Here is a 22,840-nt window from a genome sequence, read left to right as displayed (position 1 = left end):
AGCTCACAGGCCGGCGTAGTGACCTCGGGCGCCTATAGCGTAGTGAAGCCCGTCAGCCCCGTAGGCCAATACGGCGATTCGCACTCTTTCATGGCATACCGCCGGTTCGCGACTCCCCAGTAACAGCAAACTGGGAACCGCGGCGGACGCTACCAGCCGTTGCCGTCCCGCCCCGCCCTTCCCCATGATCTTTACGGGAAGGAGCAGGACGCCGGTTCAGCCGTAGGGTCCCCGCGACCGTGTCTTCAACCGGCCATGGAACCGGCTCTGGAACCGGCTCTGAAACCGGCCTTTGATCCGGCCGTGGAATCGGCCGTGGAATCGGCCGTTCGCGAGGGCGGGCGCCATGACCTGCCGCGGGATGCCCGCAGGCGGGCCCGCGCCGACGTCGACGCGCACCTCGCCGCCCGCCCTGACGTGCCCGGCGCCCGCGACCCGGACGTCCACCAGGGCGCCGTGGCCGCCCGTCCCGACGGTGACGCGGACGAACAGGCCGCGCGGATGCCGGGGCACGGGCCGCGGCAGCGGCGGGCGCACGTGCGGGCGCGGCTTCGGCGGGGTGCTCGCCGGCGGCGCCGCGACGTGCGGTCTCGGGTGCGGAGCGGGCCGGTGCGCGGCGGGCTCCACCACGAGCGGGCGGTGCGGTGCCGGGTGGTGCGGTGCCGGGTGGTGCGGGGCCGGTCGGGGCGGGGCGGGACGCGGCGCGGGCGGCCGCGGGGCCGGCGGCTTCGGCGCGGCCTGCGCGGTGGCCGGCGGGTCCTGCGCGGGCCTGATCGGCTGCTTGTCGGACACGAGCATCATCGCGGCGGCCACCGCGGCCGCCACGGCCATCGCGCCGCCGCCCGCGAGCGCCTGCTGCTGCCGCTTCGGCAGGTGCCTCAGCCAGGTGAACATGCCGCCCTTGGACGCCAGGGCCACGCCGGACGCGGTGCCGAGGATCAGCGGACCCAGCCCCTCGCGCAGCGCCGTGTTGAGCGCGGCGAGCTCGGCGTGCAGCGCCTTGCAGCGGACGCAGCCGTCCAGGTGCCGCTGGATCCGGCGGCTCTCGCGCCCGGCGAGCGCGCCCCGGACGAACGAGCCGAGCTTCTCCAGCACCGGGCGGCAGTCGCGGCGCACCTCCCCGAGGTCCGCGACGTGCATCTGGAGGTAGGCCTGCCGGAGCCCTTCGCGGGCGCGGTAGGCGAGGGCCGCGGCGCCGTTGGCGGTGAGGCCGAGCAGCGGCGCGATCTCGGCCGGCCTGGCGCCCTCGACCTCGGTGTGCCAGAGCACCTCCTGCCAGCGGTCGGGCAGCGACCGGTACGCCTGGACGATCATCGAGCGCTCCAGCTCGGCGAGGGCCGGGTCCTCGAAGGGGACGCCCTGGTCGAACTCCTCGATCCGGTCGGTGCGGTGCACCCGCCGGTCGGCGCGCCGCCTGTCGTACACCGAGCGGCGCACGGCGGTGAGCAGGTACGGGCGGAAGCCGGTGTCGGGCCCGGCGCCGCGCCGCAGCACGCCGAGGACCTTGGCGAACGCGTCCTGCACGGCGTCCTCGGCGGCGGCCGGGTCGGACCCGCGGGTCAGGTGCCGGGCGAGGCCGCGCGCCGCCGCGACGTGCCGCTCGTACAGCGTCGCGTACGCCGAGACGTCGCCGTCGCGGACCCGCGAGATGAGCGCCGCGTCCCCGGTCCCGGTGGTGGCGGGCTCCTCCACGTGGCCTCCCTCACGGACGCGCCGTCCTTGGCGGGCTCTTCGCCACCCCGATGCTAGCTCGTTGTGACGCCTTGACCACACATTGTCGCCCAGGTCGGCGCGCGCCATGTTCGATTTCCCGGGAATGGCGTCATGGCGGGGGTGCTCGCGCGTTGGAGGGGCGTGGACGGTTCCCCAGGCCGTCCGCCCGGGGTGCGCCCGTTCCGGCGAGGGGGCTGAACGGGTGCGCCCCGCTCCGTCGGTATGGCCTGGTCAGGACGGGGACGGGCCGGGCAGGTGGCGGGCGGGTCAGCGGGCGGGGTCAGCGGGCGATGGCGGCCCGGCCCAGCTCGGTGAGGGCGGTCTCGGTGCGGGGCGTCTCCCACCGGACGGTGCATTGCCGGCCGGTCAGCTCGACCGTGGCGATGGCGTTGTCGAACCAGGGCCCTTCGGTCATCCGCCACCGCAGCGGCGGCGCGGGAACCTTCGCGAGCTTGGCGAGCGCCCGGAACGCCCCGCTCACGCCGCGCGCGGCCGCGATGCGGTTGGCCCGGCGGATGGTGCCGTTCAGCGGGTTGCGCAGCGGCGAGCAGATGATCTGGGTGATCTCCGACGCGGTGTCCGGGGCGGTCACCCGGGACAGGCACGAGTAGTGGATGTCACCGGAGAGAAAGGAGATGCTGGCCGGGGCGGGACCCCGTTCTCCCTTACCGACCGCGATCACGTCCTGCGCCACCTCGCGGAAGGAGCGCTCGAACGCCGCCCAGTGCTCCAGGTCGGCGGCCTGCCGGACCTTCTCCCCGAGGGCGGCGGCGCGCCGCCCCCACGCGCCGCCCGCGACGGCCTCGTTCCACGACTCGGCGTGGTGGATGGTGCGCGGCAGCAGGTAGGGCAGCGAGCTGGCGATGAGCAGGTGGTCCATGCCGCCCTGGCACTGCTCGTCGAGCCAGCGGAACTCCTCGTCGTCGAGCATTCCGCGGCGGTCGGAGGTCAGCAGCCGGGAGCAGCGGCTGTCGACGACGACGAGCCGGGTGCCGCCCCAGTCGTGCGCGTAGCTCCACCGCATCGTCTCGGGCCGCTTGTCGGCGCGCTCGGCGAACTCGTCGAGGATCTCGCCCGCGTCGCCGCCGTCCTCGGACGCGGCGCGTACCGCCGCGAGGACGGGGTCGGACGCCCGGTCCTCCGGCGACATGTTCCCGAGGTGCTGGTAGATCCAGTAGGAGCCGATCCCGCCGGTGATCCGGGCCCGCCACCACGGCTGCGCCCACATCTGCTCGCGCCACGCGTAGGAGGTGTTCCAGTCGTCCCGGATGTCGTGGTCGTCGAAGATCGTGAAGGTGGGGACGGTCGACAGCAGCCACCGGACGGCCGGGTCGTCGTGCCAGGCCAGCTTGTACAGGTGGGTGTAGTCCTCGAAGTCGGCGGCCTCGTCGACGGGCGGCTCGTCCGCCGCGCGCCGGCCCCGGATGAACTCCTTCATCTCGTCGCTCAGCTCGTCGGCATAGACCTGGTCGCCGACCATCAGCAGGACGTCGGGCCAGGTGGCGCCGTCGCCGCCGTCCTTGAGGCGGTGCGCGAACGCGGCGAGCGCGTCGTGCCCGAACTCCTCCGGGGTGCCGGGGGAGCGGCGGCACGACCCGAACGAGATGCGCAGCGTCCCCTCCGGGTCGAGGGTCCGGATCTGGCTGGGCGGGTCGTCGGAGCCGGGCTCCGGCCAGACCGTCTCGCCGTCGATGACCACTTCGTAGGGGACGCGGGCGCCGGGTTCGAGGCCGTCGACCTCCACGACCGCGTAGTGGTGGCCGTGCGCGGTGAACGTGCGGGCGCCCGCGTCGACCCCGTGGTCGGCGGCGACCACGCGGACCTCGCACGGGCGGTCGGTCTCCACCCAGATCGTCGCGGTGCGGGCGCTCACGTGGCGGAGGTGGGGGCCGAGTGCCAAAGCGGTCATAGAAGGTCTCTCTAGCGGAACCCGGCGCTTCGCGTCCACCCGTTGCGGCCAGTGCCCCCTGCGCTCAGCCCCCTTGCCTCAGCCCCTTGCCTCAGTGGCCGCCGCCGTCAGTGCTCGCCGCTGTCGAGGAACGCGGCTTCGGTTTCCGGGGCGAGCCCTACGACGGGACGGTCCGGACGCTGCGGCGCCTGCCCGCCCACGGATCGCAGCCAGGTCCAGGTGTCCTCGACGGTCTCCGCTATGGGACGGCAGTGCAGGCCCGTGGCGAGCGCCTTGGCGACGTTGCCCTGGTGCATCGTGTCGTGGTCTTCACCTGGCGGCAGCCAGATGGGGAGCTGCGTCCACGGTTCGATGCCGGCCTTGAGGATCGCCTCTGGGGAGGTCCACACGAACTCCGCGTCGGAGCCCGTCGTGCGGGCGCATGCGGCGAGGAGTTCGCCCATCGTGGTGTGGCCTGGCGGGCTCACCAGGTTGTAGGGGCCGCCTAGGCGCTGCTCTATGGCGTCCAGGGTCCAGGCGCCCAGGTCGCGGACGTCGATGTACTGGAGCGGCAGGTCGCGCGGGCCCGGTGCCAGGACGCGTCCCGCGCGCGCGACGCGGTTGAGCCACCACGGCAGGCGTCCGATGTTCTCGTGGGGGCCGAGTATCAGGCCCGCGCGCACGAGCAGGGCGCTGTCGCCGAACGCGTCGATCGCGGCCAGTTCACCGCCGCGCTTGTCCTCCGCATAGGCGACCTGACCGTCGTCCTTGGAGCCCTCTACAACGGCTGCGCTCTCGTCCATCCCGGCGCCCGTCGGGTACGCGTAGACGGACCTGCTGGAGATGTAGACGTACCGGCCGACGCGCCCTTTCAGGAGCCGGGCCGCGTCGCGGACGACGGACGGCGCGGCCGACCAGGTGTCGATGACCGCGTCCCACTCCCCGGTGGCGAGCGGTGCGAGGCCGTCCTCCGTGGTCCGGTCGCCGTGCAGGGCCGTCACGCCGTTCGGTGGTTCGTGGCGGCCCCGGTGGAAGACCGTCACGTCCCAGCCGCGCGCCAGCGCCGCGTCGGTGATGGCGCGCCCGACGAACTCGGTACCGCCCAGCATCAGGAGTCTCATGACGCGAACTGTACGGTCCGTACGCTACGTACGGAAGCGGTGCACGCTCCCGGCGGAATCCCGCGCCCGCGCCTGATCACATGCCGCGCTCGGGATGCGTGGCGAAGCCCCGCAGCAGCGTGTCCACGACCTGCGTCGCCAAGGCGGCCGGGTCCTTGGCGTCGCCCCCCGTGCTGACCTCGTGGATCAGCGCGTAGTAGACGCGCCGCGCCCACGCCAGGTCGGCGTCCGCGCGCAGCGCGCCCGCCTCCTGTGCCCGCCGGAAGAGCCGGTCGCACTTGGCCAGGACGTCGGCGTGCACCCGCACGACCTCGGGATCCGGCGAGGCCGAGGCCCGGGTCATCCCGAACCCCCACCCGATCTTGACTTCCAGGACGTTCGCGGTGACCTGGTACAGCGCCACCAGCGGTGGCGCGCCCTCCAGCGGCACCGCGTCCACAGCCTCCGCGAACCGCCTGGTGGCCCAGGCGGCGAGCGCGTCGACCAGCGCGTCCCGCGTCGCGAACCGCCGGTGCACGGTCGTGCGGGCGACCCCGGCCGCCTCGGCGATCTGCTCCATCGTGGCCGCCGGATCGGCGGACAGGACCCGCTCGGCCGCCTCCAGGATCGTCCGGACGGTCCGCTCCGCGTCCGCGCGCAACGCTCTGCTCACCCTGAAACAGTACATCAACGTCCCGAGTAGCGAGCTACTTGCAACATCGACGTTGCATCTATTAGCTTTGGTGCGTCATCAGCGATGCATGAAGGAGTTCTCGTGGACCTGCGACTGAGCGGCAAGACCGCCGTGGTGACCGGCGCGAGCAAGGGCATCGGCCTCGCCACCGTCGAGGCGCTGACCGCCGAGGGCATGCGCGTCGTCGCGGCCTCCCGCACCGTGACGCCCGCCCTGAAGGAGACCGGCGCGATCACCGTCGCCGCCGATCTGTCCGCCCCCGACGCCCCGGCCCGCCTGATCGAGACCGCGATCGCCGAGCTCGGCGGCGTCGACGTCCTCGTCAACAACGTCGGCGGCGGGGACGGCGGCGGCGCGGCCGGCGGTTTCCTGACCTTCGATGACGCCGCCTGGCAGGGCATGTACGAGCTGAACCTCTTCGCCGCCGTCCGCACCGCCCGCGCCGCGATGCCGAGCCTGCTGGAGCGCTCGGGCGCGATCATCAACGTCTCCTCGAACGGTGCCCGGACACCACACGTCGGGCCCATCCCCTACACGACCGCGAAGGCGGCGCTGACCGCGTTCGGCAAGGCCCTCGCCGCGGAGTTCGGGCCGCGGGGCGTCCGCGTCAACACGGTGTCGCCCGGCGCCACCCGCACTGCCATGTGGGAGTCCCCCGATGGCTACGGCGCCGAGCTGGCCGCGACCCTCGGCGTGGACCAGGAGCAGCTCATCGGCATGCTCCCGGACCGGATCGGCATGGTCACCGGACGGCTCGTCGAGCCCGCCGAGGTCGCCGCGCTCATCGCCTACCTCGCGTCCCCGGTCGCCGGGAGCACCACGGGCACCGACCACCTGATCGACGGAGGCGCGGTCAAAACCGCCTGAGGAGGGATAACGTCGAAGTGTGGGCTTCGACATCGTCCGCGACCTGCCGCCCGCACTCCACGACAGGGCCGCCGCCTGGACCTTCATCAGGGAGTTCGCCGCAGGCTGGGGCCTGCCGCTCGGCAGGGAGGACGGCACGCCGGAGGCCGAGCTGGCGGAGGCCGAGGACCGGCTCGGCCTCCGGCTGCCCGCCGCCGTCCGCGAGGCGTACGCGCTGCTCGGACGCCGGCCCGACCTGCACAGCAACCTCGACACCCTGCTGAGCCCCGGCGAGCTGGCCGTCGAGCACGGCGCCCTGGTCTTCCGCGAGGAGAACCAGGGCGCGGCGCTATGGGGCGTCATGCTCGGCGACCTCGGCCGCGACGACCCGCCCGTCCACGTCCGGCAGGACCTGGCCGACAAGTACGCCGAGCTGTGGGAGCCGTGGACGGACCGGTTCTCGCCCGCCGTCCTGGAGATCGTCCTGGCGGAGTCGACGCAGGGCCCCGAGGAGCTGTGCGACGCCCGCGACCTCGCCCCCGGCGAGGACGACGAGCTGGCCCGCCGCTTCGCCCTCGTCCCGTTCCCGTCGGAGAGCGGCCAGAACTTCTACACCGCTCCGGGCGTGCTGCTGTCCGACGGCGGCGGCGCCTGGCTCTCCGTCCGCGCCCGCGACCCCGACACCCTCGACCGGTTCCGCGCCGCCTTCCCGGGCGACTGGGTCAACGCCTGAACTCCCGCCGGTCCGGTCGCGCGTCTCCGGCGAGGTGCGAACCCGTCCACAGCGGGTCGTCGCCGCCCGCCGCGAGATGCTCCTCGTACATCGCGACCTTGCGCGAGACGAGGTCGAGGCAGCCGTGCAGCTCCGCGATCCGCTCTGCGACGCGGTCCTGGTGGTCGCGCAGTAGGGAGAGCCGCGCCTCCACGGTCGCCGTGCCCTCCCGCACCAGCTCCGCGTACTCGCGGATCATCGGCAGCGGCATCCTGGACGCCCGCAGCCGCGTGCACAGGTACAGCCACTCCAGCTCCGCCTCGCCGTAGACGCGCTGCCCGCCGACGCGCCGCACGGGCATCGCGAACAGCCCTTCCTTCTCGTAGAAGCGCAGGGTGTGGACGCTGAGACCGGTGCGCTCGGCGACCTGGCCGATGGTGAGGGGCATGCCCACGAGCTTGCCCTAGAGCCGGCTCTAGCACCTACCGTCCGGCCCATGACCGTCACCTTGATCACCGGCGGCTCCGGCGGCATCGGCGCGGCCGCCGCCCGCCTGCTGCTGGAGCGCGGCCACCGCGTCGCCGTCACCGGCCGCGACCGCGACCGCCTCGACCGCTTCGCGAGAAGCTGCGGCGCCTCCGCCGACCTGCTGCCCCTCACCGCCGACGCCGCCGACCCCGAGGCCGTGCACGCCGCGGTGGACGCCACCGTCGCCCGGTTCGGGCGGCTGGACGCCGCCGTCGCCAACGCCGGGTCCGCGGCGTCCGACAGCGTCGTCGACGGCGACCCCGCCCGCTGGCGGGACATGGTGCTGACCAACGTCCTCGGACCCGCCCTGCTCATTCGCGCCGCCGCCGGCGCGCTGAAGGCCACGCGCGGGCGGATCGTCCTCGTCGGCAGCGTCGCCGGTCTCGTCCACGCCCCCGGGTCCCTCTACGGTGCGACGAAATGGGCCCTGACCGGCCTCGCCGAGAACACCCGCCGTGCCGTCACCGGCGACGGCGTCGGCGTCACCCTGATCGCGCCGGGCCGCGTCGAGACCGCCTTCTGGGACACGCTGGGCGGCGTCCCCGACGGCCCCATGCTCACCGCCGGGCAGGTGGCCGAATCCATCGCCTGGGCCGTCGCGCAGCCGCCCGGCGTGGACGTCAACACCGTCACCATCCGCCCCCTCGGCCAACCGGTCTGACCAGGCCGGCGGGCTCACCGAGCCACACCCGCCGGCCGTCCGCGCCACCGTGAGCCCGAAGCGCTCCAGCGCACCCACTGGAAGCAGGCGGCCTCCGCCTCGTCTCACAACCGCCGCACACCGGCCTGCCGCAGTCGTCCGCGATGTCGCCGCGAGCCGCTCGGCCAGCACGTCGATGCGCGCGGCCGCGTCCGGAACGTCCATCACTTCCCCCGCTTCCCGCCGCCCTTGCCGGGATCCGCCGGCGGCCTCGGCGCGAACGCCGCGCCGAGCAGGATCCCGAGCACCAGCGACAACGTCATGGCGCCCCCGATGATCAATGCCATCGATTCGAGGTAGTCCTGCGACGAGGTCATGCCGCCCCGCCCAGCTCGACCCGCACGATTTTTCCCTTTCCCGGTCTTTTCTCCACCGTCCATCCCCCGGAAAGGCAGGCCACCAAGGGCAGCCCCCGTCCTCCGAGGTCGCCGAGCGCCGGATGGCGCATCTCCGGAAGCTCATCACTTCCGTCCCACACCTCAATAACCGGACAACTCCCAGAAAGGCGGCAAACAACCTTTATCGTGAGGTCGCCGCCGGCCCGCTCGGACGCCGTGATCGCATTGGTGACCAGCTCGGACACGACCAGCCGCGCCATGTAGTCGTCGCCCAGCTCCCAATGCGCCCACGCCACCGAGACGAGCTGCCGCGCCTCCCGCGCCGCCTCCGGAATCGGTTTGAGGCAGCACTCGAAAGCGTCCGCCAAGCCGTCCACTTCCCGATCACCGCCTTTTCTGCGAATCTTTCTGTGTTCACTTCAAGAGTGAATGCCCCCGGCTATCTTGGCCATGGATCCGCAGACATCGGATACAAGATCGGAAATGGGGAGGCGCGATGCTGCGCAGGGAAACGCTCGAACCACGATCGTCAATGTGGGACTTCCTGGCCTCCTACCTGCACTTTCTTCGTACGAAGCACGGCTACTCGTGCGCCTACGTAGGAGAGGTCGCGGGTGCTGCCCGGCAGACTGTCTCCCACTGGGAGAGCGGCTACCGCAAGCCCGACGAGAGGCAGACCGAGCTGCTCGACGACCTCTACGGCACCGGCAAGCTGCTCGCGACCCTGCTCTACTGGGCCAAAGCGGGGCACGACGCCAACTGGTACCAGGAGCAGGTGGCTCTCGAAACCATCGCAGCGGAGATCCGCATCTACGAAGCGGGTCTGGTGCCTGGCCTGTTCCAGACGGAGTCCTACGCTCGGACGCTGTTCACCTTGGGTGACTCAACGGACGTCGAAGGAGACCTGAAGGACCGCATGGCGCGGAAGGCGGTCCTCTCACGCGACGCCCCGCCGCGCATCAGGGCACTGCTGGACGTGAACGTGGTCGATCGGGTGGTCGGAAACGGTGCTGTGATGTCCGCGCAGCTGGAGCACCTCATCGAGGTCTCTCAGCTGCCGAACGTCATCATCAACATCATCCCGCGGTCCGTCGGCTACCACCTCGGCCTGCAGGGCTCATTCAAGATCTTCACAGTCGGCGGCGAGATGCTCGCCTATACCGAGGCGGCTGCGGGTGGGAGGCTGATGCGGGATCCAAGAGAGATCGAGCGGATGAGGATGCGGCATGATCTACTCGGAGCGGATGCCCTGTCTCGGCAGGCTTCGCGGGACTTCTTGAGACGACTACAGGAGTCGATGAGATGACCCAGTGGCGCAAGTCCAGCCATAGCGGCGGTTCGTCCCAGACCGACTGCGTCGAGGTGGCCGGCGTTGTCTCCGGTGTCGGTGTGCGGGACAGCAAGAATCCGGACGGCGGGCACATCACCATCGACCGCGCATCCTTCGCCACGCTCCTCCTCCAGGCCAAGTCAGGCGCCCTCGACCTCCGGTAAGCCGACTCGGCCCTGATTGCGGACCTCATCCGACGAAGCATTGGAGGCCGTGGCATGACCGCTCTGCGGTGGCGGAAGTCGAGTTACAGCGGCGGCACTTCGGGCTCGGACTGCGTGGAGGTGGCCGCGCTGGTGAGCGGCGTTGGCCTGCGCGACAGCAAGGACCCGAACGGCGGGCGCGTCACGCTGGACCGCGCGTCCTTCGCCGCTCTTCTCGCTCGCGTCCGGAGCGGTGCTCTCGACCTGGCGTAGTCCCCTTCGGGGCTAGTGGCACCACAGCTTGATGGCCTTGACCGCCCGCTCGGTCTCCGCCACGGAGATGTCCCTGGAGCCGGAAGAGAGCTCTGCCCTCGCGAACTCGATGAGCGATGACCCGTAGGTGGGGCCGCCCAGGATGCCCTTGCAGATCCGGTCGGCGTGCTCCATGGCCAGTTCCTTGTCGTGGCCCAGACCGGGGTTGAGTTGCGCGGCGATGGCCAGATAGGGCGCCTTCTGCTCCGCCGTCGGCTTCGGCACGCGCACGCTGCTCGCCGATCTGGTCGTCTGAACGGCCGCTGGAACGGGGCCGTCGTCGCTTTCGCCGCTACAACCGGCGGAGAGCAACGCCATCACCACAGCCGCGCCGATGCGGCCTCCTCTTGCAACCATGGGCCAGTACCTTAGGGGGCTGCGAGCGGCCAAGGGCGCGAAGAACATGGTCGATGACGCGGATTCGTTGCACTCCGCCGACACCGAGACGCGGGGCTCGCGGGTTCCTTGCTTGGGGTGTGGGGTGGGCGCATGCTCTTGGGCATGTCTGAGGTGCCCTCTCGTTTGTCCGCCGTGACGCTCGGCGCTCGGGACATGGCCGGGTTGCGCCGGTTCTACCGTGGTCTGGGATGGGAGGAGCTCCCGTCCAGCGACGACAATTGGGCGGGTTTCCTGCTCGGCGGAGTCCTGCTCACGCTGTATCCCGCGGACCTTCTGGCGGCCGAGGCGGCTGGCGGTGCTCCGGCCCCTGCCGGGTGGTCGGGGATCACGCTCATCTGCAACGTCGACCGTCGTGAACAGGTGGATCCCGCGTTCGCGGCGGCAGTGGCGGCCGGAGCCACGGTGGTGGCGGAACCGGTGGACCGGTCCTGGGGCGGCCGCTCGGCGTACTTCGCCGACCCGGAGGGCAACCGCTGGGAGATCGCCTGGGCGCCGGGCCTGCGCCTCGACGCCCGCGGCGCCGTGACCGGCCTCGGCGGCTGAGCGCCCGCCGCGAGGACCCGTCCCGGAGAGCGGGACCGTGGGGTGGGACGGGAGGCGGGGCGCGCAGACTCGGGCGCTATGGGTGCGCAGCGGAGCGAGTGGTCCGATCGGCAGGAGATCCATGACGTGGTCCTGCGGTACTGCCGCGGGATCGACCGGTTGGACTTCGGGCTCGTCCGGTCGGCCTACCACCCGGACGCCGTCGACCATCACACCGGCTTCGACGGGTCCGTGGAGGAGTACCTCGCCTGGGTCGAGCCGAAGCTGCGCGCCCGGCGCGGCGGGACGATGCACATCGTCGCGAACCACCTGGTCGAGCTGCTCGGCGACACCGCGATAAGCGAGACGTACGGGACGTCGGTCCACTGGGGCGAGCCGTCCGGCGACGCAAGGGCGAACTTCACCAGCGGCGTGCGGTTCGTCGACCACATGGCGTGGCGGGACGGGCGGTGGGCGATCGCCGAGCGGTGGGCCGTCCGGGAATGGACGAGGTCCGACGCAGGACGGCTGATGCCGAAGGAGGCCGCGGGCCCGTCGGGCACCAGGGACGGCGACGACCCCCTGATCCGGCTCCAGCGGAGCCTGCGCGGGACGGAGGCGGGCGCGTGAAGGCGGGGATCAGCTCGCCGATCGTGGCGCTCGCGGGGCGACGCCCGGCGTGGGAGGCCGCGGCCGGGACGGCCGAGCTCGTCCGGGTGGCGCAGGCCGCCGACCGGCTGGGGTACGCGTTCATGACCTGCCCGGACCACGTGGCCGTCCCGCCGGGGCTGCCGCGCGGGGAGCGCTTCTACGATCCGCTGGCGACGTTCTCGTTCCTGGCGGGGCTGACCACCCGGCTGCGGTTCCTGCCGTACGTGCTGGTGCTGCCCTTCTACCATCCGCTGGAGATCGCCAAGCGGTACGGGACGCTCGACCACCTCAGCGGCGGGCGGCTGGTCCTGGGGCTCGGGGTCGGGAACCTGAAGGAGGAGTTCGACCTGCTCGGCGTCCCCTTCGAGGACCGCGGGCCGCGCGCCGACGACGCTCTCGCGGCGCTGCGGGCGGCGCTGTCCGGACGGACGGTGTCGTACGAGGGGCCGTACTACGCGTTCCGGGACATGGTGATCGACCCGCACGCCGTGCAGAAGCGGGTGCCGCTGTGGATCGGCGGGCACAGCGAGCGGGCCCTGCGCCGCGCGGTCACGCTCGGAGACGGCTGGGCGCCCGCGCCGCAGTCGTTCCGCGGGCCGACGCCGGAGCTGATGCGGGAGATGCTCGACCGGCACGACCTGCCCGAGGGCTTCGACGTCGTCTTCACCCCGGGCGAGCGGCTCGACGCCGTCAACGATCCCGGCCGGGCCCGCGAAGTGATCGCCACGGCGGAGGAGGCGGGCGCGACGCAGATCAACCTGACGGTGCGGCACGAGTCCCTCGCGCATTACCTGGAGCAACTGGAGGCGTTCGCGGAGGCGGCCGGGCTCGACCGCGAGGCGTGAGCGGGCGGGCGCCGAAGCTTATTGGACATGGGGTCTCCCGGAGGCGGCGGAACTGTCCGATGATCTGTCCGGCGCATCCCTCGGAGAGCGGAGTCCCCCATGCGACGGCGCATCGCCTGCACCCTGGCCCTCGCCGGACTGGCCCTCGCCGCCACCCCGGCCGCTTCGGCGGCGGAGACGTGGCAGCAGACCTCCCGGCAGACCTACTACCTCACCGACGCCCTGCAGCGGTCGCAGGGCATCGCGACGGACGGCACCACCTGGTACTTCTCGTGGAAGTTAGGGCTCAGCCGGGTCACCCTGGACGGCCGGACGGTGCTGGCGAACAACCCTCTCGCCATCCCCGCGCAGCTCTCCGCGCAAGGCGCGAACCACATCGGCGACATCGACTACTACAACGGCAAGATCTACGCGCCGATCGAGGACGGCAGCGACTACCGGCACCCCTACATCGCGCTCTATGACGCCACCACGCTGACGTACACCGGCACCGCGTACGCGCTGCCGCTCAGCGTGCAGCCGGACGGTGCGCCCTGGGTCGCCGTGGACGCGGCGCGCGGCTACGTCTACTCGTCCGCCTACAACCCGACTCCCGCGCTGAACGTCTACAGCCTCGCGGACCTTCATCTGGTCAAGACCGTCCCGCTCAGCACGGCGATCGGCAGCGTCCAGGGCGCGAAGATCTACCAGGGCGACCTCTACGCGTCCTCGAACAACGACGCCAAGTCCATCTACCGGATCGACCCCGACACCGGCCAGGTCACCGACGTCTTCGACCGCGCGTCGTCGCTGCCCTCCGGCTCGGAGACCGAGGGCCTGGCGTTCCTCCCGACCTCGGACGGCGCGCAGATGCACGCCCTGGACGCTGTCTCCGGGCGGCTCGCGACGTACCTCTACAACTACCGCCAGACCACGTCCTGACCGCCTTCATGCCCCGCCGCCTTCCCGTCGGCCGGGGAAGGCGGCGGGGGTGTCGGGTTCGTCAGCCGGCCGCGAGCGCCTCTTCGGCGGCCTTCAACTCCTCCTCGGGGTCCAGCATGCGGGAGAGCATGTCGAGGTCGTCGGTGTCGTAGCGCGACCTGACGTCCTCCCACCAGCTCGCGGCGGCGATGCTCAGCAGGTCGGCGGCCTCATCGTGGCGTCCGGTCCGGTTCAGGACGAGGCCGTAGTAGCCCGCCGTCTCGGTGCCGAACGCCTCGTCCCATCCCTCTTCCCAGGCCCTGCGCAGGTACGGCTGGGCCTCCTCGTACTTGCCGCCCTGGGCGAGGGCCTTGCCCGCCATCATCGCGTACAGCGCGCTGCCGCCGTCGGCCGCGCGGACGTACCACCGCTCGGCCTCCTGGTAGTCGCGGTGGTAGTCGGACAGCCAGGCCATGGCGTTGCAGGCGTCGCGGTCACCGGCCTCCGCCGCGACCCGCGTCCAGTGGTCGCGGCGGACGGGATCGCCCAGGGTCCGGTAGAGCTCCCGGAGATCGGCGGCGGCCGCCGCGTCGCCGGCCAGCGCCGCGGGTTCGTACCAGCGGACCGTCGAGCGCTCCGCCGCGTCGCACCACTCGTAGAGCATCCTCCCGTACGCGTACGACGCCTGGGCGTCTCCGGCCTCGGCGCGTTCGCGCAGGTCGGGCAGCCGGCGCAGATCCTGGTCGGGCGGTACCTCGTCCTCGTCGCGCAGTTCGGCGAGGAGGGCGAGGCGCTCGGCGACGGCCTCGTCCTCGGGATCGAGGCCGCCGAGCCGTGCCTCCGCCTCGTCGAGGCGGCGTTGCAGCAGGTACATCCTGGTGAGCCTCAGCCCCCCGGCCTTGTGTCCCGCGTCGGCGGCGAGGGCGTACCAATGCTCGGCCTCGGCGAGGTCGCCGCGCTCCTCGTGGAATACGCCAAGGACGTAGGACGCGCCGGTGTACCCCGCCGCGTGGGAGCGCAGGAGCATGTCGCGGGCCTCGGCCCAGCGGTCGCCGGCGCACTGCCGCTCAAGGAAGATCGCGTGCTCCACGAGCGCCCGCGGGCTGAGCGCCCCGGCCCTGCTGAGGTACTCCTCGGCCTCGGCCGTCAGCCCGGGGTAGTCCTTGAACTCGCGGTCCATGCCGTCGAGCGGCGCCAGGGCCTCCACGGCGGCGTCGCCGTCCCCGGTCTCCTCCGCCGTGTCGAGGGCGGCGGCGATCCCGTCGAACGTCTCGCGGACGCCCTCGAAGAGCTGCACCCACCGGAACACCGCGATGTCCCCGATCCCGGCGTCCTTCATCAGGAACGCGGCCGCCTCCGCCGGCTTCCCCTCGGCCGCGAGGAGCCTGCCCAGCTCGATCTTGCAGTCGAGGCGGCCCATGTCCCAGCCCTCCCGGAACCACCGGGCCGCCTCCGGGTCGCCGTTCTCCTTCAGCAGGACGGCCAGGCCGTACGCGCAGCCGGAGTGGCGGTCGGCGGCGAGCCGGTAGAGCCGCTCGGCCTCCGCGCGGTCGCCGCGGATCTTGCGGTAGCGGGCGAGGGTGTACGCGGAGAAGGCGTCGCCCGCCTCCACCGCCCGCTCCCAGTAGGGGATCCCCTCGTCGACGCGGCGGCCGAACACGAAGAAGTCGGTGTGCGCGCGGGCGGCCTTCGCGTCGCCCGCGAGGGCCGCGGCGACGAGGCCCTCGCCGCGCGCCTCGATGGTCCGGGTCTCGTCCTGATCCATGTCCAAGATCGTGTCATTGGTCCGGGGGTGCGGCGTCCCGTTCCGGAGAAGGCCGAGCGCGGCGGGCGGTCAGCTGAAGGCGCGGCGGTAGGAGTGGGGGCTGACGCCGGTCGTCTTCTTGAAGCGGTCGCGGAACGCGGTGGGCGAGCCGAACCCGACCTGCGCGGCGATGCGCTCGACCGGGTGGTCCGTGGTCTCCAGCAGGTGCTGCGCCCGGCGGACGCGGGCGCGGTGCAGCCACTGCAGCGGCGTCGTGCCGGTCTGCTCGCGGAACCGGCGGATCAGGGTGCGGGTGCTGGTCCCGGCGCGGGCGGCGATGTCGGCGAGCGACAGGTCGCGGGCCAGGTTGTCCTCGAGCCAGCCGAGCAGCGGTTCGAGGGCGGAGCCGCGCGGCGTGGGCAGGTGGTCGTGCACGATGAACTGCGCCTGCCCGCCCTCGCGTTCGAGGGGCATGACCGACAGGCGGGCCGCGTCGGCGGCGACCGCGGAGCCGTAGTCGCGGCGGATCAGGTGCAGGCACAGGTCCAGGCCGGCGGCGGCGCCGGCGGACGTGAGGATCCGCCCGTTGTCGACGTAGAGGACGTCCGGGTCGACGTCGATCTCCGGGTGGGCGGCGGCGAGCCGGTCCGCGGCGAGCCAGTGCGTGGTCGCGCGCAGCCCGTCGAGGAGCCCGGTGGCCGCGAGGGGGAACGTCCCCGAGCAGATGGACGCGATGCGCGTGCCGCCTTCCGCCGCCGCCCGGAGCGCGTCCCGCACGGCCGGGGACAGCGGGTCCAGCGGGGTCGCGGTGCCGGGGACGATGACGGTGTCCGCGCCCCGGAGCCCGTCCAGCCCCCAGGGCGCGCGGAGGGTGAAGGCGCCCGCGTCGATCTCCGGCCGCTCGGCGCACACCCGGATCTGGTAGCCGGGACGGCCGTCCGGGAGCCGGGTGCGGGTGAACACCTCGATCGGCGTGGCCAGGTCGAACGGGATCACCCGGTCCAGCGCGAGGACGGCGACGGTGTGCATGGCGCGAACCTACCTCCCCGCCGGATGGAATGACATGGCGGACGGGGTGCTGATTGCTTGTCATCCCAGTTCATAGGCGTGATCTGAGCGTTGGCATTAATCCGTTGAAGGCTGGCACTAATGCCACTGGGGGACGAGGGCGGAGGGCCTCTAGCGTCGGCCGTGATCCCGGCACCCGCTACCGAAGGAGCCTCCCTTGCATGCCCAGATCGTCCTGTTCGACGGCTTCGATCCGCTCGATGCCGTCGCCCCCTTCGAGGTGCTGCACGCCGGCGGCGCCGCGTCCGGGGCGGTGAGCGTGGAACTCGTCTCCGCCGAGGGGCCGCGCGACGTCGTCGGCGGCACCGGCGGGCTGGCGCTCCGCGCCACCGCCGCCCTCGACCCCGCACGCGCGGACGTCATCGTGGTCCCGGGGGCGTCCGGCCGCCTCGACGACCCCGGCGACACCCCCGACCGCGACGCCGGGGCGGGCGAACCGCACCCGGACGACACCGTCCCCGCCCGGCTGGGACGCACCCTCACCACCGAGCTGCCCGCCCTGCTCAAGACCGCGATGGACGACCCGGACGTGACGGTCGCGACCGTCTGCGGCGGCTCGCTCGTCCTCGCCATGGCCGGCCTGCTGGAGGGGCGCCACGCCGTCACCCACCACATGGGCATGGACATGCTCGGCGCCGCCGGCGCCCGCGCCGTGCGCGCCCGCGTCGTCGACGACGGGGACCTCGTCACCGCCGGGGGCGTCACCTCCGGCCTCGACCTCGGGCTCTACCTGCTGGAACGCGAGGTCGGCCCGCGGATCGCGCACGCCGTCGAGGACCTGTTCGCCTACGAGCGGCGCGGCACGGTCTGGCGAGCCGCCGGCCCCGTGCCCGCCGGGGAGCGCTGACCGTGGCGAAGTTCTTCCTGATCCTGCACGTCCTGGCCGCCGTGATCGCCATCGGGCCGGTCGCGGTCGCCGCGAGCATGTTCCCTCCGGCGCTGCGCCGCGCGCAGGCCGGTCCGGACGATTCCGCGGCCCTCGCGACCCTCCGGACACTGAACCGCATCTGCCGCGTCTACGCGGTGGCCGGCCTCGCCGTCCCCGCCTTCGGCTTCACGACCGCGAGCGCGCTCGGCGTCCTCGGCGACGCCTGGCTGATCGTCTCGATCGTGCTGACCGCCGTCGCCGCCGCCGTCCTGGCCCTGCTGATCCTGCCCGCCCAGCACCGTGCCGTCGCCGCCGCGGGCACCCCCGGCTTCGGACTTCTCGTCCCGGCCCGCATCGCGATGCCGACCGGCGTGTTCAACGTGCTGTGGGCCGCGGTCACCATCGTGATGATCGTCCGCCCCGGTTCCACGACGGGCGCGTGACCGGCGCCCGCCCGTGACGCGTCTCACGGCCGCCGCCCGTGACACGGCCCCGGAGCCCGGTGTCTTGTGCACGACACATTGACTCCGGAGGGAGAATCCCATGGACCTCGCGCTGTGGATCGTCGCGGGCCTGCTGTGCGCCGTCATGCTGTTCGGCGGCGCGACGAAGGTGCTCGTGCCGAAGGAGACGCTGACCGCGGCCCCCGGCGGCGCCTGGACCGGCGACAGGAGCGCCGCCTTCGTCAAGACGCTCGGCGCCGTCGAGATCCTGGCGGCGATCGGCATCGTGGTGCCCGCCATCGTCGGCATCGCGCCCGTCATGGTGCCGGTGACCGCCGTCTGCTGGGTGCTGCTGATGGTCGGCGCGATGGCCACCCACCTTCGCCGCCACGAGCGCGTGGCCGTCCTGGCGAACGTGACCTACCTGGCCATGGGCGTCTTCGTCGCCTGCGGACGGTTCTGACCGGTGCGGCGGGCCTCAGCCGCCGAGGCGGTAGCGGCGGCGGGCGTTGGCGGAGAAGAGGGCCCGGCGCTCGGGGCCGGTCAGGTTCGCGGTGATCTCCCGGTAGGCGGCGAGCAGGTCGGCGTAGGTGCCGCCGACGCCGTCCACCGGGAAGTTGCTGGCGAAGAAGCAGCGGTCGACGCCGAACAGGTCGAGGCAGCTCTCGACGTACGGGCGCAGGTCGCCGACCGCCGTGGTGCGGAGCGCCATGCCGAGGCCGGAGATCTTGCAGTGCACGTTCGGGAGCGCCGCGAGCCGCGCCATCCCGGCGCGCCAGTCGGCGAAGGGCTCGTCCGGGTCGGGCCAGCCGGCGTGCTCGGCCACGACCGCGAGGTCCGGTGCGCCGGACAGCAGCGGGACGTACGCGGCGGCCTCGGCGGGACGGATGATCTGGTCGAACACCAGGCCGCGGTCGGCGAGCAGGCGCAGCGCGCGGGCGGTCGCGGCCGCCGCCGGGTCCACGCCGCTCAGCATCCGGACGCCGCGGAACGCGGGGGAGGCGGCCTGGGCGTCGAGGTCCTCCTCGACGGTGTCCGGTGACCGGCGCGGGTCGAGGCCGCCGATGATCGCGGCGGGACGGGCCGGGTCGGCGCGGTGCAGGCCGTCGAGCCAGCTCGTCTCGGCGAGGTAGGCGCGCGGCGCGGACGTCGCGGAGACGTGCACGACCGCGGTGACGTCGACGCCCGCCTTCGCCGCGTCCGCGCGGTGGTCGTCCGGCAGGTAGTCGCCGTACACCTCCGGGAAGAACCGCTGAAGGCCCGGGTACCGGTCCTCGTGGGCGCTCAGGTCCCAGTAGTGCACGTGCGCGTCGACGAACTCCATCGTCCCCCCAAACATATGCTTGCTCGGCAATCGCCCACGCTACCGCCGAGCCCGGCCGCCGGAATCCGGCGGCGGCCTCAGGGGCCGGAAAAAGATCCGGGCCGGGTGTCGATTCCGGCCGTTCCCGTTTGTCGTCTGTGCGAAGGCGTCGGCACGGGAGGGCGAATCGAGATGGCGGAACCGGATCCGCGCAGGTGGAAGGCACTGGCACTGCTCTGCGCGGCCAACTTCATGGTGATCCTGGACTCGCAGATCGTGCTGCTGGCCGTGCCGTCGATCCAGCGGGACCTCGGGCTCGCGGCGAGCGGCGCGCAGTGGGTGCTGAGCGCCTACCTGCTCGGGTTCGGCGGCCTGCTGCTGCTCGGCGGGCGCGCCGCCGACCTGGCCGGGCGCCGCCGGACGTTCCTCACCGGGACGGCGCTGTTCCTCGTCGCGTCGCTGGCGTGCGGGCTGGCCTGGACCGGCGGGGCGCTGATCGGCGCGCGGGTGCTCCAGGGGCTGTCGGCGGCGCTGATGGCGCCGAGCGCGCTGTCGATCGTCACCGCGACGTTCGGGGAGGGCCCCGAGCGGCACCGCGCGATCGCCGTGTGGGGCGGCGTCGGCGGGTTCGGCGGCACGGCGGCGCTGCTGGCCGGCGGCCCCCTGACGGACGTGCTCGGCTGGCGGGCGATCTTCTTCCTGAACGTGCCGGTCGCGGCGCTGCTGCTCGTCCTCGGGCCGCTGCTGCTGGCCGAGAGCCGGGGCGCGGCGCGCGCGTACGACCCGGCGGGCGCCGTGTCGGTGACGCTCGCGGTGACGGCGGCGGTGTTCGGCGTGGTCCGCGCACCGGAGGAGGGCTGGACGAGCCCGTGGACGGCGGGCGCGTTCGCGGTCGCCGTCCTCGCGGGCGCGGCGTTCGTGCGGGCCGAGTCGCGGTCGGCGGCGCCGCTCGTGCCGCTGCGGACGTTCCGGTCGCGGACCCTGACCGGCGGGAACGCGGTGACGCTCGCGGCGGCCACGGCCGTGTTCGGGACGTCGTTCGCCGTGTCGCAGTACGCGCAGGGCGTGCTCGGGTACTCGCCGCTGGCGTTCGGGTTCGCGACGGCGGTGCTGCCGGTGGCGGCGGTCGCCGGGTCGTACGCGGCGCAGGCGGCGCTCGGACGGTGCGCGGCGCGTCCCGTCGCGGTGGCGGGGCTCGCCGCCATGGCGGCGGGCTGCCTGGCGCTCGGCCGGGTGACCGCCGGCACCGGGTACGCGGCGGGGCTGCTGCCGGGCCTGGCGCTGCTCGGGTCCGGGCTCGGCGCGTGCGGGGTGGCCGGGTCGGTCGCCGCGCTCGCCGGGTCCGCCGCCGGGGAAGCGGGCCTCGCGTCCGGGATCAACACCGCGTCGTTCCAGCTCGGCGGCGCGTTCGGCGTCGCCGCCGCGTCCACCGCCGTCCAGACCTGGACGGACGGGACCGGCCCCGCCGCCCTCACCGCGGGGTTCCGCGGGGCGTTCGACGTGTCGGCCGGGATCGCCCTGGCCGGCGCCCTCGTCGCGGGCATGCTGCTCGCGAACCCGGCCCGGCGCACAGTTCCGGAGCCGGAACGAGTCAGAGTGAAGTAGGAGGAGGGACCATGCAGTACATGCTGTTGATCTGCGGTGTCGAGGGCGGGCCCGAGCCGTCGCCGGAGGAGCGCGCGGCGATGATCGCCGACACCGAGACGTGGGTGGCGGAGATGGACGGCCGGGGCGTGCGCAGGTTCGGCGACCGGCTGCGCCCGTCCGACACCGCGACGACCGTGCGGGTCCGCGGCGGCGAGACGCTGCTGTCGGACGGGCCGTTCGCCGAGACCAAGGAGCAGATCCTCGGCTTCGACCTCATCGACTGCGCCGACCTGGAGGAGGCGCTGGAGGTCGCGGCGGCGCACCCGGTGGCGCGCGGCGGCTCGATCGAGGTGAGGCCGCTTTGGCCGTGGCGGGAGGACTGACGGACGCCGAAGGGGCCGTCGCGGCGGCGTTCCGCGAGGAGTGGGGCCGCGTCGTCGCGACGCTCATCCGGATGACGGGCGACTGGGACCTCGCCGAGGAGTGCGCCCAGGAGGCGTTCGCGCGCGCTCTGGAGCGCTGGCCCGGCGACGGGGTGCCGCGCCGCCCCGGCGCCTGGCTGACCACGGCCGCCCGCAACCACGCCGTGAACCGGCTGCGGCGCGGCGCCGCCGAACGCGAGAAGCTGCGGGAGCTGAGCACCATGACCGGTCCGGACGAGCCGGCGGACACCGGCGGCGTGCCCGACGACCGGCTCCGGCTGATCTTCACGTGCTGCCATCCGGCGCTGCCGATGCAGGGCCGCGTCGCGCTGACGCTGCGCACCCTGCTCGGGCTGACGACGGCGGAGATCGCGCGGGCGTTCCTGGTCGCGGAGCCGGCGATGGCGCAGCGGCTCGTCCGCGCGAAGCGCAAGATCCGGGAGGCGGGCATCCCGTACCGGGTGCCGCCCGCGCACCTGCTGCCGGAGCGGACGGCGGCGGTGCTCGGCGTCGTGTACCTGCTGTTCAACGAGGGGTACGCGGCGACGGCGGGGGAGGACCCGGTCCGCGCGGACCTGTGCGCGGAGGCGGTCCGGCTGGCCCGCGTCCTGGCCGGCCTGATGCCGGACGAGCCGGAGGTGCACGGCCTGCTCGCCCTCCTGCTCCTCCAGGACTCGCGCCGCGCGGCCCGCCAGGACGCCGAGGGGAACCTGGTGCCGCTGGACGCGCAGGACCGTTCGCGCTGGGACGCCGCGCGGATCGCGGAGGGCGTCCGGCTGCTGGACGGGGCGCTGCGCCGCGGGGAACCGGGCCCGTACCAGGTGCAGGCGGCGATCGCGGCGTGCCACGCGACGGCCGCGACGGCGGAGGAGACGGACTGGCCGCAGATCGCCGCGCTGTACGGGCGGCTGGAGGCGATGAGCCCGGGGCCGGTCGTCCGGCTGAACCGGGCCGTCGCGGTGGCGATGGCGGACGGTCCGGCGGCGGGGCTGGCGCTGGTCGAGACGGTCGAGGGGCTCGACGGCTACCACCTGCTCCCGGCGACGCGCGCGGACCTGCTGCGGCGGCTCGGCCGCGCCGGGGAGGCGGCGGCCGCGTACCGGGAGGCGCTGGCGCTGGCCCGCGCGGAGCCCGACCGCCGGTTCCTCGCGGCCCGCCTCGCGGAGGCCGAGCGGCGCGCGGACTGACGATTGCGGTCATTCCACAACAGGCACGAAAGTTCCGGCCGATTCCACCTCTCCGGGCACCTTCCGTATCCCGGACGGCGCTGACCGGTTCTGATACTGATTGGTATTTATACCCCGTTTCATGCCTTCTGTGGCACATCAACACTTTCGTGTTGCAAGAGACAAACACCGGGTTATGGTGGCTTTCCTGCAACTCTCATTCGGTGGGGGAATGAGTGGCCGGTATCGACGACTGCCTGGCACGGATGATGACGATCCCCGGGGCGCAGCGGGTGACCCTGATCGACTGCGCGAGCGGCCTCGCCGTCGCGAGCGCCGGCCGCGAGGACCTCGTCGACCAGCACGAGGACGCCGCCGGCGCCACCGACGTCGTCCGCGCCGTGCTCGGCTCGCCCGCGCTCAGCGCCACCGCCGCCGGCGACGACGTCGAGGAGATCATCGTCTGCGGCAGCGGCGGATACCACCTGCTGGCCCTCACCGGAGCCGACCTCGACGGCCATCTGTTCGTCCATTTGCTCGTCGACCGCGACAAAGGCAACCTCGCCCTCGCGCGGCTGCGGCTCCAGGGCCTCGTCGACGAAATGACCGGACGCTGAA

Annotated in this window: 28 protein-coding genes; 17 read left to right on the top strand and 11 right to left on the bottom strand. The window is 73.1% G+C overall.

Annotated features, from left to right (window positions below):
• Positions 1-216 precede the first annotated feature (216 nt).
• From amrb99_RS00825 to amrb99_RS00810, 4 genes are all read right to left on the bottom strand, one after another.
• Complete coding sequence (locus amrb99_RS00825) at positions 217-1,692, bottom strand: sigma-70 family RNA polymerase sigma factor (protein ID WP_190850805.1); 1,476 nt, start codon at positions 1,690-1,692, stop codon at positions 217-219.
• A 301-nt stretch (positions 1,693-1,993) separates the two neighbouring features.
• Positions 1,994-3,622: an alkaline phosphatase D family protein gene (locus amrb99_RS00820; RefSeq protein ID WP_190850803.1), complete on the bottom strand. Its 1,629-nt coding sequence runs from the start codon at positions 3,620-3,622 to the stop codon at positions 1,994-1,996.
• A gap of 107 nt (positions 3,623-3,729) precedes the next feature.
• On the bottom strand, positions 3,730-4,722 hold the full coding sequence (locus amrb99_RS00815; RefSeq protein ID WP_190850801.1) for an NAD-dependent epimerase/dehydratase family protein: 993 nt from the start codon (positions 4,720-4,722) through the stop codon (positions 3,730-3,732).
• Positions 4,723-4,798: 76 nt separating this feature from the next.
• Complete coding sequence (locus amrb99_RS00810) at positions 4,799-5,374, bottom strand: helix-turn-helix domain-containing protein (RefSeq protein ID WP_347256478.1); 576 nt, start codon at positions 5,372-5,374, stop codon at positions 4,799-4,801.
• A 102-nt stretch (positions 5,375-5,476) separates the two neighbouring features.
• Between amrb99_RS00810 and amrb99_RS00805 the strand changes: the two genes are divergently transcribed.
• Together amrb99_RS00805 and amrb99_RS00800 are read left to right on the top strand one after the other, a co-directional pair.
• A complete protein-coding gene (locus tag amrb99_RS00805) occupies positions 5,477-6,262 on the top strand; it encodes an SDR family NAD(P)-dependent oxidoreductase (protein WP_190850797.1) in 786 nt (261 codons plus the stop codon).
• Between the two features lie 19 nt (positions 6,263-6,281).
• Positions 6,282-6,974 carry an SMI1/KNR4 family protein gene (locus amrb99_RS00800; RefSeq protein ID WP_190850795.1) on the top strand — a complete coding sequence of 231 codons (693 nt, stop codon included), beginning with the start codon at positions 6,282-6,284 and terminating at the stop codon, positions 6,972-6,974.
• On the opposite strand, the gene amrb99_RS00795 is transcribed toward amrb99_RS00800, so the two are convergent.
• Positions 6,964-7,401, bottom strand: coding sequence for a MerR family transcriptional regulator (locus amrb99_RS00795; RefSeq protein ID WP_190850793.1), 438 nt, complete (start codon positions 7,399-7,401; stop codon positions 6,964-6,966). The two genes, amrb99_RS00800 and amrb99_RS00795, sit on opposite strands and share 11 nt — an antisense overlap.
• Positions 7,402-7,449: 48 nt before the next feature.
• Here amrb99_RS00795 and amrb99_RS00790 point away from each other — a divergent pair, with 48 nt between their 5' ends.
• Positions 7,450-8,142, top strand: a complete 693-nt coding sequence (locus amrb99_RS00790; protein WP_190850790.1) for an SDR family NAD(P)-dependent oxidoreductase — start codon at positions 7,450-7,452, stop codon at positions 8,140-8,142.
• Between the two features lie 203 nt (positions 8,143-8,345).
• Here the strand turns inward: amrb99_RS00790 and amrb99_RS00785 are convergent, their stop codons facing one another.
• Complete coding sequence (locus tag amrb99_RS00785) at positions 8,346-8,498, bottom strand: hypothetical protein (RefSeq protein WP_190850782.1); 153 nt, start codon at positions 8,496-8,498, stop codon at positions 8,346-8,348.
• Entirely contained in the window at positions 8,495-8,896 is a 402-nt protein-coding gene (locus amrb99_RS00780; RefSeq protein WP_190850780.1) for an ATP-binding protein, read from the bottom strand. The genes amrb99_RS00785 and amrb99_RS00780 overlap by 4 nt, the downstream gene beginning before the upstream one ends.
• Positions 8,897-9,015: 119 nt before the next feature.
• Here amrb99_RS00780 and amrb99_RS00775 point away from each other — a divergent pair, with 119 nt between their 5' ends.
• From amrb99_RS00775 to amrb99_RS00765, 3 genes are read left to right on the top strand one after another with little or no spacing between them, the layout of a single operon-like run.
• On the top strand, positions 9,016-9,825 hold the full coding sequence (locus amrb99_RS00775; RefSeq protein ID WP_190850778.1) for a helix-turn-helix transcriptional regulator: 810 nt from the start codon (positions 9,016-9,018) through the stop codon (positions 9,823-9,825).
• Positions 9,822-10,013: a DUF397 domain-containing protein gene (locus amrb99_RS00770; RefSeq protein ID WP_190850775.1), complete on the top strand. Its 192-nt coding sequence runs from the start codon at positions 9,822-9,824 to the stop codon at positions 10,011-10,013. The genes amrb99_RS00775 and amrb99_RS00770 overlap by 4 nt, the downstream gene beginning before the upstream one ends.
• A 54-nt stretch (positions 10,014-10,067) precedes the next feature.
• The gene (locus tag amrb99_RS00765; protein ID WP_190850773.1) at positions 10,068-10,265 is read left to right on the top strand and encodes a DUF397 domain-containing protein; all 198 of its coding nucleotides are present in this window, start codon (positions 10,068-10,070) and stop codon (positions 10,263-10,265) included.
• A 12-nt stretch (positions 10,266-10,277) separates the two neighbouring features.
• Here the strand turns inward: amrb99_RS00765 and amrb99_RS00760 are convergent, their stop codons facing one another.
• Complete coding sequence (locus amrb99_RS00760; RefSeq protein WP_190850771.1) at positions 10,278-10,622, bottom strand: hypothetical protein; 345 nt, start codon at positions 10,620-10,622, stop codon at positions 10,278-10,280.
• A 183-nt stretch (positions 10,623-10,805) separates the two neighbouring features.
• Here amrb99_RS00760 and amrb99_RS00755 point away from each other — a divergent pair, with 183 nt between their 5' ends.
• From amrb99_RS00755 to amrb99_RS00740, 4 genes are all read left to right on the top strand, one after another.
• Positions 10,806-11,246, top strand: coding sequence for a VOC family protein (locus amrb99_RS00755; RefSeq protein ID WP_190850768.1), 441 nt, complete (start codon positions 10,806-10,808; stop codon positions 11,244-11,246).
• Positions 11,247-11,324: 78 nt separating this feature from the next.
• The gene (locus amrb99_RS00750) at positions 11,325-11,855 is read left to right on the top strand and encodes a nuclear transport factor 2 family protein (protein ID WP_190850766.1); all 531 of its coding nucleotides are present in this window, start codon (positions 11,325-11,327) and stop codon (positions 11,853-11,855) included.
• Positions 11,852-12,721 carry a TIGR03619 family F420-dependent LLM class oxidoreductase gene (locus amrb99_RS00745; RefSeq protein ID WP_190850764.1) on the top strand — a complete coding sequence of 290 codons (870 nt, stop codon included), beginning with the start codon at positions 11,852-11,854 and terminating at the stop codon, positions 12,719-12,721. Before amrb99_RS00750 ends, amrb99_RS00745 begins: the two co-directional genes overlap by 4 nt.
• A 99-nt stretch (positions 12,722-12,820) precedes the next feature.
• Positions 12,821-13,642 carry a hypothetical protein gene (locus amrb99_RS00740; RefSeq protein WP_190850762.1) on the top strand — a complete coding sequence of 274 codons (822 nt, stop codon included), beginning with the start codon at positions 12,821-12,823 and terminating at the stop codon, positions 13,640-13,642.
• A gap of 61 nt (positions 13,643-13,703) precedes the next feature.
• Here amrb99_RS00740 and amrb99_RS00735 read toward each other — a convergent pair whose 3' ends face one another.
• On the bottom strand, positions 13,704-15,386 hold the full coding sequence (locus tag amrb99_RS00735) for an SEL1-like repeat protein (protein ID WP_190850760.1): 1,683 nt from the start codon (positions 15,384-15,386) through the stop codon (positions 13,704-13,706).
• 69 nt (positions 15,387-15,455) lie between these two features.
• The gene (locus tag amrb99_RS00730) at positions 15,456-16,394 is read right to left on the bottom strand and encodes a helix-turn-helix domain-containing protein (protein WP_190850758.1); all 939 of its coding nucleotides are present in this window, start codon (positions 16,392-16,394) and stop codon (positions 15,456-15,458) included.
• Between the two features lie 196 nt (positions 16,395-16,590).
• Here amrb99_RS00730 and amrb99_RS00725 point away from each other — a divergent pair, with 196 nt between their 5' ends.
• The 3 genes from amrb99_RS00725 (at position 16,591) to amrb99_RS00715 (ending at position 18,207) form a co-directional block, all read left to right on the top strand.
• Positions 16,591-17,280, top strand: a complete 690-nt coding sequence (locus amrb99_RS00725; RefSeq protein ID WP_190850756.1) for a DJ-1/PfpI family protein — start codon at positions 16,591-16,593, stop codon at positions 17,278-17,280.
• Positions 17,281-17,282: 2 nt separating this feature from the next.
• Positions 17,283-17,744: a hypothetical protein gene (locus amrb99_RS00720; RefSeq protein ID WP_190850754.1), complete on the top strand. Its 462-nt coding sequence runs from the start codon at positions 17,283-17,285 to the stop codon at positions 17,742-17,744.
• 100 nt (positions 17,745-17,844) lie between these two features.
• Positions 17,845-18,207, top strand: coding sequence for a DoxX family protein (locus amrb99_RS00715; protein WP_190850752.1), 363 nt, complete (start codon positions 17,845-17,847; stop codon positions 18,205-18,207).
• 15 nt (positions 18,208-18,222) lie between these two features.
• Here amrb99_RS00715 and amrb99_RS00710 read toward each other — a convergent pair whose 3' ends face one another.
• Positions 18,223-19,068 carry an amidohydrolase family protein gene (locus tag amrb99_RS00710; RefSeq protein WP_190850750.1) on the bottom strand — a complete coding sequence of 282 codons (846 nt, stop codon included), beginning with the start codon at positions 19,066-19,068 and terminating at the stop codon, positions 18,223-18,225.
• A gap of 171 nt (positions 19,069-19,239) precedes the next feature.
• Between amrb99_RS00710 and amrb99_RS00705 the strand changes: the two genes are divergently transcribed.
• The 4 genes from amrb99_RS00705 (at position 19,240) to amrb99_RS00690 (ending at position 22,839) form a co-directional block, all read left to right on the top strand.
• Positions 19,240-20,652 (top strand): MFS transporter, encoded by a 1,413-nt coding sequence (locus tag amrb99_RS00705; protein WP_190850748.1) that lies wholly within the window; start codon positions 19,240-19,242, stop codon positions 20,650-20,652.
• Positions 20,653-20,663: 11 nt separating this feature from the next.
• Positions 20,664-21,017 (top strand): YciI family protein, encoded by a 354-nt coding sequence (locus amrb99_RS00700; RefSeq protein ID WP_190850746.1) that lies wholly within the window; start codon positions 20,664-20,666, stop codon positions 21,015-21,017.
• A complete protein-coding gene (locus tag amrb99_RS00695; RefSeq protein ID WP_347256477.1) occupies positions 21,002-22,243 on the top strand; it encodes a sigma-70 family RNA polymerase sigma factor in 1,242 nt (413 codons plus the stop codon). Before amrb99_RS00700 ends, amrb99_RS00695 begins: the two co-directional genes overlap by 16 nt.
• A 215-nt stretch (positions 22,244-22,458) precedes the next feature.
• A complete protein-coding gene (locus tag amrb99_RS00690) occupies positions 22,459-22,839 on the top strand; it encodes a hypothetical protein (RefSeq protein WP_190850743.1) in 381 nt (126 codons plus the stop codon).
• The last annotated feature ends 1 nt before the right edge of the window (position 22,840 follow it).

The sequence above is a fragment of the Actinomadura sp. RB99 genome (assembly GCF_014706005.1).
GTDB lineage: Bacteria > Actinomycetota > Actinomycetes > Streptosporangiales > Streptosporangiaceae > Spirillospora.
This window is presented reverse-complemented; position numbering and strand designations above follow the sequence as displayed.